The organism is Bradyrhizobium sp. Ken64, from assembly GCF_055807555.1.
Map to the genome: position 1 here is coordinate 222,223 of NZ_JBVVPA010000006.1, position 12,175 is coordinate 234,397.

Below are 12,175 nucleotides of genomic sequence, written 5' to 3' on the forward strand. Positions count from 1 at the left end.
TGTCCAGTTAGCGTGAGGAGGGAGTGAAAACCGGGCCGTTCGGCTTGATGCGGATGCCCGGCCGTAGGCGCGTCCATGGCAGCGTGGCTGTGTCGGCGGGCATCGCGCCGGGGGCGGCGCAGATCATCAGCTTTTCCGCGATCGGCTCGAAATCGGCGCGGAAGTGCACCGAGCTCTTGTTGACCAGAATCTTCTCTTCGGTCGGTTCGATGCCGACATAGCGGTACATCGCCTGGTCGGCGAGTTGCGCCTTGTGCGAGGAGACGACGATTCGGACATCGCCGATCCGCAGGCAGGCGGAGGGGCCCATCTCCATCTCTCGGCCGCCATAATAAGGCCCGGGCGCGATGAAGCGGCCGTCGGAGAGCTTTTCGACCACGAAGGTTTCGCGATAGGGCTCGTCGCCGGGAATGCCGGACTTGCCGCCGAGCGACAGCGAGACGGTCGCCCCGACGCCGGCTTCATGCGCGGCTTTCGCCGATGCCGGATCGTAGATCGCGCCGGTCGCAGCACTCGCCTTGTTGCGCACCAGCGCGCGCAGCATGCCCGTCGTGTCGGAATCGCCGCCGGCGCCGGGATTGTCCTGGGTGTCGGCGATGATGATCGGCTTACTGGCGCCTTTCGCCAGTTCCATCGCGTGGCGCACCCCGTCGTCCGGCGACCAGATCTTGCCGTCGAAATCGTCCTCGTGGCTTTCGATCAGTTTCACGATCGCATCCACCGCGCGGTCGGCGTCTTGTTGCGTCTTGCCATAGGCGAACACGCTCGGCCCGCAGTCGCGAAAATCCGCAGCCGGGAAGCCCGGCGCGAAAGACAGGGTCGGAACCGCATCGCTCTCCAGGGCAGCGAGCTTCTCGTAGATGCCCTTGGTGGGCTGGTCGTTGGTGCACTGCCAGCTGATCGGGATCAGGAACGGCAATTGCCGGAAGGCCTTTGCGAAACGCTGCTTTGTCTTCAGAAGCAATGCGAGATGTTGCGCGCAGGCGCGGCCGGTCTCGGCCATGTCGACATGGGGATAGGTGCGGTAGGCGATCAGCGCGTCCGCGTGCTCCATCATCTCGGGCGTGACGTTGGCGTGCAGGTCGAGGCTCGTGACCAGCGGAATGTCCTTGCCGATGACGCGGCGCACGCGCGCCAGGATCTCGCCTTCGCCGTCGTCGAGATGTTCCGTGACCATCGCGCCGTGCAGATCGAGATAGACGGCGTCGATCGGGCCGGCGGCCGCGATGCCGTCGATCATCGCTTTGACGATGCGCTCGAAGGCGTCCCTGGTGACGTGCGCCGAAGGACTCGCGCCGCAGGCAATTGTCGGAACGAGTTCCCAGCCGTTGGCCTCGGCGCTGTCGACGAAACCGGCGAGACCGACATTGATGCGGCGCATCACCTTCAGCACGTCGGGACCTTGCGTCATCGCCGGCCAGCCGCCGCCGTGCTGGAAGTCCGCGAAGGTCGCCTTCGTCGGAGCGAAGGTGTTGGTCTCGTGCAGGAAGCCGCCGACGGCGATACGTGTCATCAACTCAAGTCCAGCAATTGAAAGTGCGCGACGTTAGCCCCGTGCTTGCGGCGAGAGCAAGCCGGGAAGCAATCGCGCCGCGCATAGGGTCAAGCCATTTTGGGATTGCTGCGGATGCGTGGGTGTTGGTGCTAAAGACGCCACCACGCTCTCGGTGTCGTCCCGGCGAAGGCCGGGCGAAGGCCGGGACCCATAGCCACAGGGAGCAGTTTGGCGAAGACTGGATGTTTGGGATTGGCGCCGCACGCGATCGATAGATCACGCGGTTTGGGTCCCGGCCTTCGCCGGGACGACAGCGGAGAGTGTTGCTACAGAGTGGCCGCCACGCCCTCCGACACCGGCCGGAAGTTCGCAAAATCCCAGCCGCGGCCTGGCGCTGCCTCGAGCAGGGCTCTGGTGTAGGCTTCCTTCGGATGCGTCAGCACTTCGGCGGCCGGACCCTGCTCGACGACGCGGCCGTGCTGCATCACCACGACCTCGTCGCAGATCTGTGCTGCGACGCGCAGATCGTGAGTGATGAACAGGATGGCGATGCCGAGCCGCTTCTGGATCTCGTCGAACAGTTCCAGCACTTGCGCCTGCACGGAGACGTCGAGGGCGGAGACCGCCTCGTCCGCCACCAGCACGTCGGGATCGAGCGCGAGCGCGCGGGCGATCGCAATGCGCTGACGCTGGCCGCCGGAGAACTGGTGCGGATAGCGCGCGACCGCATCGGCGGGCAGGCCGACCAGCTCGAGCAACTCGCGGGCACGCTTCATTGCGTCGGCATGCGACACGCCGTAATTGATCGGGCCTTCCGCGATGCTTTCGCCGACGGTGACGCGCGGGTTGAGCGAGCGGTAGGGGTCCTGGAATACGATCTGGATCTTCTTCCGATGCGGCTGCAACAGCCGCCGCGAGATGTCCGAGATCTCGCGGCCGGAGAGGCGCACGCCGCCGGAGGTCGGGTCGATCAGGCGGACGATGCAGCGCGCCACGGTCGATTTGCCTGAGCCGCTCTCGCCGACGATGCCGAGCGTGCGGCCCTTGCGCAGCGTCAGCGTGACTTTGTCGGCAGCGACGACTTCACGGCCTTTACCGAAGAACGCGCGCTCGCGGTAGACCTTGCCGAGTTCGTTGGCCTCCAGCACCACCGGTTCCTTGGTCTCAGGCCGTGCCGCGCGCGGCACCAGGCTCGGCACTGCGGAGAGCAGGTTGCGGGTGTACTCCATGGTCGGATTGCGCAGGATGGAATCCAGCGTTCCGGTCTCGACCAGTCGGCCCTGCCGCATCACCGCAACGCGGTCGGCGATTTCGGCGACCACGCCCATGTCATGGGTGATGAACAGCACGGCGGTGCCGTGATCGCGCTGGAGATCGCGGATCAGGGTCGAAATCTGCTTCTGCGTTGTCACGTCGAGCGCGGTGGTTGGTTCGTCGGCGATGAGCAGCTTCGGTTCGAGCACGAGTGCCATCGCAATCATGATGCGCTGGCGTTGACCGCCGGAGAGTCGGTGAGGGTAGGAGGCAAAGATACGCTCGACTTGGGGCAGGCGGACCTGCTCCATCATGTCGAGGATGCGCTTCTTGCGCGCCTTCGCATCGAGTTTGGTGTGCGCGCGCAGGACTTCGTCGATCTGGCGGCCGACCGGCATCACCGGATTGAGTGCCGTCATCGGTTCCTGAAAGATCATCGCCATCCGGGTCGCGCGGAGTTGCCGCAGGCGGCGGTCGGTCGCGGTGAGAATCTCCTCGCCGACCAGCTTGACGCTGCCGCCGGTGGGAATCAGCGTGCCCTTCGGCAGCAGACCCATCGTGGTCAGGGAGGTCACCGACTTGCCCGAGCCGCTTTCGCCGACGAGGCACAGCGTCTCGCGCTCGTGCACCTGGATCGAGATGCGATCGATGATGTTTGCAGCATTCGGCTTCTGGCCGACGGATACGACGAGGTTGTTGATGTCGAGGATGGGGCTGGTCATCAGGTTACTCCGTCGTCATTGCGAGGAGCGAAGCGACGAAGCAATCCAGAAATCTGTCCGCGGATGCAGACTGGATTGCTTCGCTTCGCTCGCAATGACGGAACAAGGGGCACGGCCGGCGAGACAAATCATTTGCCTTCCCGCTGCTTCATGCGCGGATCGAGTGCGTCGCGGGCGGCGTCGCCGATCAAATTGATGCTGAGGATGGCGATCGAGAGCAGCAGGCCGGGCCAGAAGATCAGCGTCGGCTTGAGCTGGAAGTACTGGCGGCCCTCGGCCATGATGTTGCCCCAGGTCGGCGTTTCCGGCGAGATGCCGGCGCCGAGGAAGGAGAGGATGGCCTCGGTGAGGATCGCGGACGCGCAGACGTAACTGCCCTGCACGATCAGAGGTGCGATCGTGTTCGGCATCAAATGCCGCCACATGATCTTTGGCAGGGATGTGCCGACCGAGATCGCCGCTTCAACATAGGGCTCTTCGCGCGCAGACAGCACGACCGAGCGCACCAGGCGTGCCACGCGCGGAACCTCGGGGATCGTGATCGCGATCAGCACGGTCCAGAGGCTGGCGCCGGACAGCGACACCACGGCGATAGCCAGCAGGATGCTCGGCATCGCCATCAGGCCGTCCATGATCCGCATCATGACGGAATCGACCAGCTTGAAGAAGCCGGAGACGAGGCCGATCGCCAACCCAATGACGATCGACATGATCGCCGAGCCGATGCCGATCAGAAGCGAAATGCGCCCGCCATACATGACGCGCGACAGCAGGTCGCGGCCATAGGCATCGGTGCCGAGCAGGAATTGCGCCGAAGAGGGCTTCAGCCGCTGCGAGGGCGCAAGCTGGATCGGATCATACGGCGCGATCAACGGCGCCAGGATTGAGATCAGCACAACCAACGCCAGGCAGATGGTCGCTGCCGCGATGATCGGCGTCGAGGTCAGGAATCCGAAGCGCGGCCGCAGCGGCGACGTGATCGGGATGGACGACTGGGGAAGGGTATCGACCGACATTTTTTGTTGTTATCCTTAGCCCTAGTACCGGATCCGGGGATCGAGCAGCGTGTAGGCGACGTCGATCAGGAGATTGACGACGACGTAGATCAACGACGTCAGCAAGATCATCGCCTGGATCACCGGATAGTCGCGCGCCAGCACCGCATCCACCGTGAGGCGGCCGATGCCGGGGATGTTGAAAACGCTCTCGGTGACGACGACCCCGGAGATCAGAAGCGCAAAGCCGGTACCGATCACCGTGATCACGGGCACGGCGGCGTTGCGCAGCGCATGGCGCATCATCACGGCGACTTCGTTGATGCCTTTTGCGCGCGCGGTGCGGACGTAATCCTCGCCGAGCACGTCGAGCATCGCCGCGCGCGTCATGCGCGCGATCAACGCGATGTAGATGAAGGACAGCGCACAGGTCGGCAGAATGATGCGCTCGAAGAACGGCCCAAAACCGTTCGAGATGCTGCGGAAGCCCTGCACCGGCACCCAGCGCAGGTCGATCGCGAAGACCTCGATCAGGATGTAGCCGACCACGAACACCGGCACCGAGAAGCCGAGCACGGACAGGCCCATCACGAAACGGTCGATCCAGGTGCCGTGCTTCCAGGCCGCGATCACGCCCAGGGGAACAGCGACGATGACGGCGAGGATGATGGTCGACAGCGCAATCGAGATCGACGGCTCGACCCGCTGGCCGATCATCTTCATCACCGGAAGGTTGGAGATGAGTGAAGTTCCGAGATCGCCATGCAGCAGCTTGTTCAGCCAGGTGATGAACTGCACGATCAGCGGCTCGTTGAGGCCCAGCGAGGTGCGGATGCGCTCGAGCCGCTCCGGCGTGGCGTTGTCGCCGGCAAGAATCGCGGCCGGATCGCCCGGGGTGAGGCGGAGCAGGAGGAAGACGAACAGCGCCACCACGCCCATCACGGGCACGGCGGCGAGAATTCGGCGAAGGAGATATCCGAGCAAGTTGGATCCCGTCAGATTAGAGTCAAATCAGAGACAGCGGCTGGAGCCTGGGGTTCTGCCACCAGCCTAACATTTCAGCAATTCCCATGCCATCCGGGCCGCGGTTTTTGCAGTGCGGTCACCCCGCTTTGGTGACCTGGCCCGGTTTTGGTGACGTGGCTCGCGCCATTACTCGAGCGTCGCGAGCAGCCCCGCCATCAGCCGGCCGCGTTCGGCCAGACTTTCGACCTCGATATACTCTTCGAGCGTGTGGCCGTTGCCGCCACGCACGCCCAGGCCGTCGAGAGTCGGGATGCCCATTGCGCCGGTGAAATTGCCATCGGAGCCGCCGCCGGCGCTCGCATGCGGCAGTTCTGCGCCGAGCGATTTGGCGATTCCGCGCGCCTTTTCATAAAGCGCCATGGTGCCGGCATCGGGCTCCCAGACCGGACGTGTCACGCCGCGCGTCACCTTGAACGTGACATCATTGGTTGTACCGGAGAGCGCCAGCATCCTCTCCACACCGCGATCGAGGTCGGCTTGGCGTTTGGCCATCGAAAGCGCTTCGCCGGTGGCGGTCGTGGCAACGCAATTGACCCATTGACCCCCGTGCACGACGCCGACCGAAAACGTGCAGTCCTCGCCCGTCATCGCGTCGACGGCGAGGATTTGCCGCGCCATCTCGCGGATAGCAGAGCGGCCCGCCGACAAGGTCGCCCCGGCGTGGCTGGGCCGGCCGATCGCCTCGAGATTGAAGCGCGCGATGGCGTAACGTCCGGTGGTGACACCGTTGTCAGCGCGCCCGGGCTCGGGCACCAGCACGTATTTGTTGCGCGCGGCCTCCGCCTCGATGATATCGCGCGTGGAGGGTGTGCCGACTTCCTCGTCGGGCGTGAACAGCACGGTGATCGGCAGCGGCGTCGTGAACGAGGCGCGGGCCAGTTGGCGGATCGCTTCCAGCGAAAGATAATTGCCGCCCTTCATGTCGTAGATGCCGGGTCCGTAGCATTTGCTGCCCTCGCGGCGCCATTTCAGCTTCTCGATGGTACCCGTGGGGTGGACGGTATCCATGTGTCCGGCGATCAGGATCCCCGGCTCGCCCTGCTTCGGATGCGGAAAGCGGGCGCGGATTACGCCGCCAAAGCCCTGGCGACCGGCGATGCGCTCGATCGTCGCACCCATGATCGCCATCTCCCGCGCTGCGATATCGAGCATGCGGTTCACGGCGTTCGCGTCCCAGGTCGGGCTTTCGCATTCCACCCAGCCGCGCAGACCCTGGAGCATTGCTTCGGAATCGAAGGGAAGATTGGCTGGATTCATCTCAATGTCTCTCCAATGTCTCTTGGGCTTCGGAACATGGAACGCGCATTGCATCGGTGCAGGGCAGGGCAGGACAGGCGGAGAGCACTGTAGAGCCAAACCGATCCTTGTGGAGCCCGTGCGCGCGCCGCTTGGGCTTGCAGCGAAACCGGATTGACGCGCTCGGCACTGTCTGCAAGTCTCGAAAAGATAAAGGCATTGCATGAGGTTAGTTCGCCTAAAGAACGAACCGGATGCTCAATCGATAACCTGCCTTTGAACAGTTTCACGTCAGGAGAACTTTTTATGTTTAAGTTGATGCGCCGGGGGCCTCGCGCGTTCGCCTCCAAACTTGCGCTGTCGGTCGTCGCGCTTTCGACCGCACTGGCCTCGCCGGTGCTTGCGGCCGGCAAGACCATCACGGCGGTGATGCACTCGGATCTGCGCATCATCGATCCGATCTTCACCACGGCCTACATCACGCGCGACCATGGCTACATGATCTACGACACGCTCGTGGCGCCCGATTCGAACTTCAAGATCCAGCCGCAGATGGCGGACTGGAAGATCTCCGACGACAAGCTCACCTACACGTTCACGCTGCGCGACGGCCTGAAGTGGCATGACGGTGCGCCGGTGACGGCGGAGGACTGCGTTGCCTCGCTCAAGCGCTGGGCCGCAGTCGACGGCATGGGCCAGAAACTGCTCGACTTCACCGCGAGCATCGAGGCGACCGATGCCAAGACCATCACGCTGAAGCTGAAGGAGCCCTACGGCCTCGTGCTCGACTCGATCGGCAAGCCGTCCTCCCGCGTTGCCTTCATGATGCCGAAGCGCCTCGCCGAGACGCCGCCGGACAAGCAGATCCCCGAGCAGATCGGTTCGGGTCCTTTCAAGTTCGTGCAGTCGGAATTCCAGCCAGGCGTGAAGGCGGTCTACGTCAAGAACACCGATTACGTGCCGCGCAAGGAGCCGTCGAGCTGGACCTCCGGCGGCAAGGTGGTGAAGGTCGACCGCGTCGAGTGGATCACCATGCCGGACTCGCAGACCGCGGTGAACGCGTTGCAGTCGGGCGACATCGACTTCGTGGAAAATCTGCCCTACGACATGCTCCCGTTGCTGGAAGCGAACAAGGAGATCACGATCGAGGTCTCGAACAAGTTCGGTTTCCAGACGCTCGGCCGAATGAACTTCCTTCATCCGCCGTTCGACAATGTCAAAGTGCGCCGTGCTGCCTTGCTGGCGATCAACCAGAAGGACGTTCTCGACGCGCTCGTCGGCAACGCCAAATATCAGAAGATCTGTGGTGCCTTCTTCGTGTGCGATACGCCGTTCGCGACCGAAGTCGGCGGGGAGACGCTGGTGAAGGGCAACGGCATGGCCGAAGCCAAGAAGGCGCTCGCCGAATCCGGCTATGACGGCACCCCGATCGTGATCATGGCCCCCGGCGATGTCACCACGCTGAAGGCACAGCCGATCGTTGCGGCTCAGTTGCTGCGCGAGGCAGGCTTCAAGGTCGACCTGCAAGCGACCGATTGGCAGACGGTCGTGAGCCGCCGCGCCAGCCAGAAGCCTCCGAAGGAGGGTGGCTGGAACATGTTCTTCACGAACTGGGTCGCGGCCGACGTCTCCAACCCGATCGCCAATCTCTCGATCGGCGGCCAGGGCAAGAAGGGCTGGTTCGGCTGGGCCGAGAACGCCAAGATCGAAAAGCTCAAGGACGACTTCGTTCGCGCCGCCTCGCTCGACGATCAGAAGAAGATCGCTGCTGACATCCAGAAGGAAGCCTATGAGCAGGTGATCTACATCCCGCTGGGGCAGTATCTCCTGCCGAGCGGCTGGCGCAAATCGCTGACCGGCGTGCTCGACGGTCCCGCGACCCCGTTGTTCTGGAACGTCGACAAGTCGGAGTAGGGCGAAGGCTCCTGGTCTAAAAGCGAAACGGCGCCGTGGATCCCTCCGCGGCGCCGTTTCCATGAAGCGGTACTGGCTCGACCTCTTCTAGCAGTGGCTGTCGCGCAGCTGCTCGAGCCCTTCACCTGCGAACGGCAGGCTTCTGTCCGGCTGCTGCTCAGAAACCGGCTGCCGTGGGGCGGGCCGCTCGATCTCGCGCGCGGGCTGGTCGAATCTGCTCTCGGGTTCCATCTCGCCTTCCTCTCGAATGTTGCAGTACAACATCGAGAGCGCCGCGAAGTTCCTCACCCGATGGCGCGATGATGCGGCTTGAACAGCCGTCCCCTCTCCACCACCAGCACGATCGCGAGCGCGGCGAGTGACGACACGAAAAAGCCGACCGAGAACGGCAGCAGCGTGCCGTCGAAGCTTTGTCCGATCGCCATGCCGATGGCGATGCCGATCAGCGTGGTGATCGAGCCGTAGAGCGAGGACGCGGTGCCGGCGATATGGCCCTGCGGCTCCATGGCGAGCGCGGTGAAGTTCGCGACCATCATGCCGAACGAGAACATCATCAGCGCCGAAAGCACCATGAACAGGGGAAGTGGCAACGCGCCAAGGCTTTCCGTCAGCAGCATCACGCCTGCCACCGTGGTGTAGAGCGTCAGGGCGCCGTGCGAGATCACGCGCATGCCGAGGGTCCCGACGAATCTTGCGTTGAGAAAGCCGGCAATGGCGGTGCCGGCCGCGATCGCGGCGAAGGCCAGCGGAAAATAATGGCCGAGGTGATAGATGCCGACAAAAACTTGCTGGGCCGAAAAGACGTAGGCGAACAGCGCGCCCATGACGCTGCCGGCTGCGAGTGCGTAGCCGAGGGTTTGGCGATGGGTCACGGTCTGCCAATAGGCCGTGAGCACGTCGGCCGGGGCAAGCGACCTGCGTTCGCTCTCGGGCAAGGTCTCCGGAAGCCGCAGCACGGACCATGCGAGCGCGAGCAGACCGTAGAGCATCAGCACGAGGAAGATGCCGCGCCACGCCGTCACCAGCAGCACCGCCTGTCCGAACGAGGGCGCGATCACGGGGACCGCGATGAATATCATCATCGCAAGCGACATCACGCTCGCCATGCGGCGGCCGACGTAACAGTCGCGCACGATCGAGGTCGCGATCACGCGCGTCGCCGAGGTGCCGAAGCCCTGCAGTGCTCGCGCCAGCAGCAGCGTCTCGAACGAAGGCGCGGCAATCGCCAGCACGCTCGCCACCGCATAGACCGCCATCCCGCCGAGCAGCACCGGGCGGCGGCCGAAGCGATCCGACAACGGGCCCATGACGAACTGACCCGCGCCAAAGCCGATCAGGAAGGTCGACAGCACCAGTTGAAGATGATTGGCGTTGGGAATCTGGAAGGCTGCCCCGATATTGGGCAGCGCCGGCAGCATCATGTCCATCGCAAGCGGATTCAGCGCCATGATCGACGCGATCACGATGACGAATTCGGGAAAACCCATCGGACGGTGTCCCGAGGACACCCAATCGTCGGCATTGACGTCGGACAAGAAGCGCACCTCTGATTTTCAGAGGTCTTATCTATTGCCGATGTTGCGTCGCACAACCCATGTTTCGGGATAGCTGGCAGGCGTGGCGGATGCGGACAAGCCTTGCTGAGGTCGCCATCGACCCGCGACGGGTCATCGAAAGCAAAAGACGGCTGGCGTCTTCGATCTTGTAGGAGAGGTCGGCAGCCGTGGGCCGACGTGTAGAGCGCGCGATGCCGGCTTCCCAATCTTGAAGCGCTCGCCGTGTCGAAACAGTATCCGCCGCGCCGTGTTGGGATTGTAGTCGAACATTCGGTCGATGATGCGGCATTCGCAGGTTGCGAGTCTCATGCAGGTCGCGATCGGTGCGACGATTATCTAAAGATGCGCCACAGCAAGCCCGCCTGCACGACTTGTATATTATTCACAAGCTGCGCAACCCGGTCCGGGTCGGATTCATAGACCAACGCAAAGTTGTTTTCATAATCTGCATTCGAGGGCGAAAATACCCGTACGACCACTACGCGAGCGCCACGACGATTTACATTGAAGCTGAGCGGGCCGTCCTGAGGCGAACCATTCGCCGGGTACGGGGTGAAGCGGATCAGGCGGTTGTCGAGCGTCTTGTATTTGACCTGCAATTGCGGATCGTAAGCACGGGACGTTCGAAACCAGCGGCGATCGTCCCAGGAATCGTGAATCCCGCCCTGCGGAGTGCCGTGCCACTTGCCAACCTTGTCATCAACGTTTTGGAGAGTGCCATCGGTATGCAGGCTATCCCACGTGTCGTGATCGAGTTCATCGGACGATAGGCTCTTGTCGTCATACGGGGGAAGGATCTTTCCGTCGCGTACGAACGCGCCCTTGCGCCTCAGAACAATCGAGCTGCTCTGCGGGTCGTCGTAGAAGCCGATAACTTGAACGCCGAGGTAGGTGGGCACGGCGGTATCTGTATCTGTCGCGCGGTGATTGACGATAACGCGAACGCATTCATCGGCGAGGCCCCAATAGATCGCGCCGCTCTTGACCAAGTAGGACCGTCGACCGGTCAGGCCCGTTGTGCCGCAGCCGCTTTTGACGATCAGACCAGACTGCGCCGCGGGCTGCCGCAGAAACTCGCTTCCATAGGTGGATTGCTCATTGAATACGAACGCGGCGCCGTATTGCGCATGAACCGCATCGGAGACACAGACGGCCGCAACTATCAGAAACGCTCGTAGAAGGAAGCGCATGGTGGACCTCGTATGACAGTCAGTCTTGGCGAGACGTGGGTACTAGCGGAATTGCGACGGTGACGAGAATCAAGACGACGCCAAGGACGACCGGGTTAATCATCTCGCTGCGGGTCGATGAGATGTTCAATGCCCAGATCGGGAAGGACGCTGTTGTGAAAGCAATCTGGAGAACGTTTGTTACATTCTGTATTTTCCAGAGGTACAAGGCACAAAACACCGTCAGAACGACGAGCGAGGCCCAGATGGGTGGGCTGAAGCCCTCTCCTGCAGGTACGAGCGAGTTGATCGCCAAGTACGCCGCTGACACCTCGGCTGGAATTAGCTTTGCTAGTTTGGCGGGATAGGAATCAGTCTCGTTGTCAACTTGGCGCCCGGGCATGTCATCTCCCAACGGAGAGCTTAAATCGCTAAAATAATACGTCTCAAGGTTGCACAACCGTGGGCGGTAGTAAAGTCTGCTTTACGTCCGGAGGACGCAGGGTTCGGTGGCAGTGCGCTAAAGCTCGCGTAATGAACACGCTGCTGAAGCTCAACCCGAACCGGCCGACCAGGACGTTCAGTCACGGTGCGATCTGCACGATACTGCAGAGGGCCTCATGGAGATCGCATCGGCTCCTTTGGATGGGTTATTCTCGATATTTTGATGAGCTACCGGAGGGCCGGTCGTGACCGCAGAGCAATCAACAGGAGCGCGGGCCTGATCTTGGCCCCGTTGATCGTGGTGCGGGCAGCCGGGGTCGAACCGGCACAGCGCTTGCGCACCGAGGGATTTTAAGTCATTCTT

10 protein-coding genes are annotated in these 12,175 nt (G+C 62.8%); 1 reads left to right on the forward strand and 9 read right to left on the reverse strand.

What is annotated here, in order from left to right; all coding sequences use genetic code 11:
- Positions 1–7: 7 nt before the first annotated feature.
- The 5 genes from AC0L2F_RS13415 to AC0L2F_RS13435 form a co-directional block, all read right to left on the reverse strand.
- The gene (locus AC0L2F_RS13415; protein ID WP_473248661.1) at positions 8–1,513 is read right to left on the reverse strand and encodes a M81 family metallopeptidase; all 1,506 of its coding nucleotides are present in this window, start codon (positions 1,511–1,513) and stop codon (positions 8–10) included.
- A 308-nt stretch (positions 1,514–1,821) separates the two neighbouring features.
- Positions 1,822–3,471 carry an ABC transporter ATP-binding protein gene (locus AC0L2F_RS13420; protein WP_473248663.1) on the reverse strand — a complete coding sequence of 550 codons (1,650 nt, stop codon included), beginning with the start codon at positions 3,469–3,471 and terminating at the stop codon, positions 1,822–1,824.
- A gap of 128 nt (positions 3,472–3,599) precedes the next feature.
- Positions 3,600–4,487, reverse strand: a complete 888-nt coding sequence (locus AC0L2F_RS13425) for an ABC transporter permease (RefSeq protein WP_007611875.1) — start codon at positions 4,485–4,487, stop codon at positions 3,600–3,602.
- Positions 4,488–4,508: 21 nt separating this feature from the next.
- Positions 4,509–5,450, reverse strand: coding sequence for an ABC transporter permease (locus tag AC0L2F_RS13430; protein WP_007602533.1), 942 nt, complete (start codon positions 5,448–5,450; stop codon positions 4,509–4,511).
- A 168-nt stretch (positions 5,451–5,618) separates the two neighbouring features.
- Positions 5,619–6,749: a M20/M25/M40 family metallo-hydrolase gene (locus tag AC0L2F_RS13435; protein WP_473248664.1), complete on the reverse strand. Its 1,131-nt coding sequence runs from the start codon at positions 6,747–6,749 to the stop codon at positions 5,619–5,621.
- 285 nt (positions 6,750–7,034) lie between these two features.
- Between AC0L2F_RS13435 and AC0L2F_RS13440 the strand changes: the two genes are divergently transcribed.
- The gene (locus AC0L2F_RS13440; protein ID WP_007611869.1) at positions 7,035–8,642 is read left to right on the forward strand and encodes an ABC transporter substrate-binding protein; all 1,608 of its coding nucleotides are present in this window, start codon (positions 7,035–7,037) and stop codon (positions 8,640–8,642) included.
- 87 nt (positions 8,643–8,729) lie between these two features.
- Here AC0L2F_RS13440 and AC0L2F_RS13445 read toward each other — a convergent pair whose 3' ends face one another.
- The 4 genes from AC0L2F_RS13445 to AC0L2F_RS13460 form a co-directional block, all read right to left on the reverse strand.
- Positions 8,730–8,873: a hypothetical protein gene (locus tag AC0L2F_RS13445; RefSeq protein ID WP_007611868.1), complete on the reverse strand. Its 144-nt coding sequence runs from the start codon at positions 8,871–8,873 to the stop codon at positions 8,730–8,732.
- Between the two features lie 53 nt (positions 8,874–8,926).
- Positions 8,927–10,177: a multidrug effflux MFS transporter gene (locus AC0L2F_RS13450; protein ID WP_473248665.1), complete on the reverse strand. Its 1,251-nt coding sequence runs from the start codon at positions 10,175–10,177 to the stop codon at positions 8,927–8,929.
- A 353-nt stretch (positions 10,178–10,530) separates the two neighbouring features.
- Positions 10,531–11,388, reverse strand: coding sequence for a hypothetical protein (locus AC0L2F_RS13455; RefSeq protein WP_473248666.1), 858 nt, complete (start codon positions 11,386–11,388; stop codon positions 10,531–10,533).
- 19 nt (positions 11,389–11,407) lie between these two features.
- Positions 11,408–11,770, reverse strand: coding sequence for a hypothetical protein (locus tag AC0L2F_RS13460; RefSeq protein WP_007611854.1), 363 nt, complete (start codon positions 11,768–11,770; stop codon positions 11,408–11,410).
- Positions 11,771–12,175 lie beyond the last annotated feature (405 nt).

Bases quoted from the DNA above. Each gene is read 5' to 3' on its own strand.
- AC0L2F_RS13460 (WP_007611854.1), bottom strand. From the start codon at position 11,770: ATGCCCGGGCGCCAAGTTGACAACGAGACTGATTCCTATCCCGCCAAA.
- AC0L2F_RS13420 (WP_473248663.1), bottom strand. From the start codon at position 3,471: ATGACCAGCCCCATCCTCGACATCAACAACCTCGTCGTATCCGTCGGC.
- AC0L2F_RS13415 (WP_473248661.1), bottom strand. From the start codon at position 1,513: ATGACACGTATCGCCGTCGGCGGCTTCCTGCACGAGACCAACACCTTC.
- AC0L2F_RS13440 (WP_007611869.1), top strand. From the start codon at position 7,035: ATGTTTAAGTTGATGCGCCGGGGGCCTCGCGCGTTCGCCTCCAAACTT.
- AC0L2F_RS13445 (WP_007611868.1), bottom strand. From the start codon at position 8,873: ATGGAACCCGAGAGCAGATTCGACCAGCCCGCGCGCGAGATCGAGCGG.
- AC0L2F_RS13455 (WP_473248666.1), bottom strand. From the start codon at position 11,388: ATGCGCTTCCTTCTACGAGCGTTTCTGATAGTTGCGGCCGTCTGTGTC.
- AC0L2F_RS13425 (WP_007611875.1), bottom strand. From the start codon at position 4,487: ATGTCGGTCGATACCCTTCCCCAGTCGTCCATCCCGATCACGTCGCCG.
- AC0L2F_RS13435 (WP_473248664.1), bottom strand. From the start codon at position 6,749: ATGAATCCAGCCAATCTTCCCTTCGATTCCGAAGCAATGCTCCAGGGT.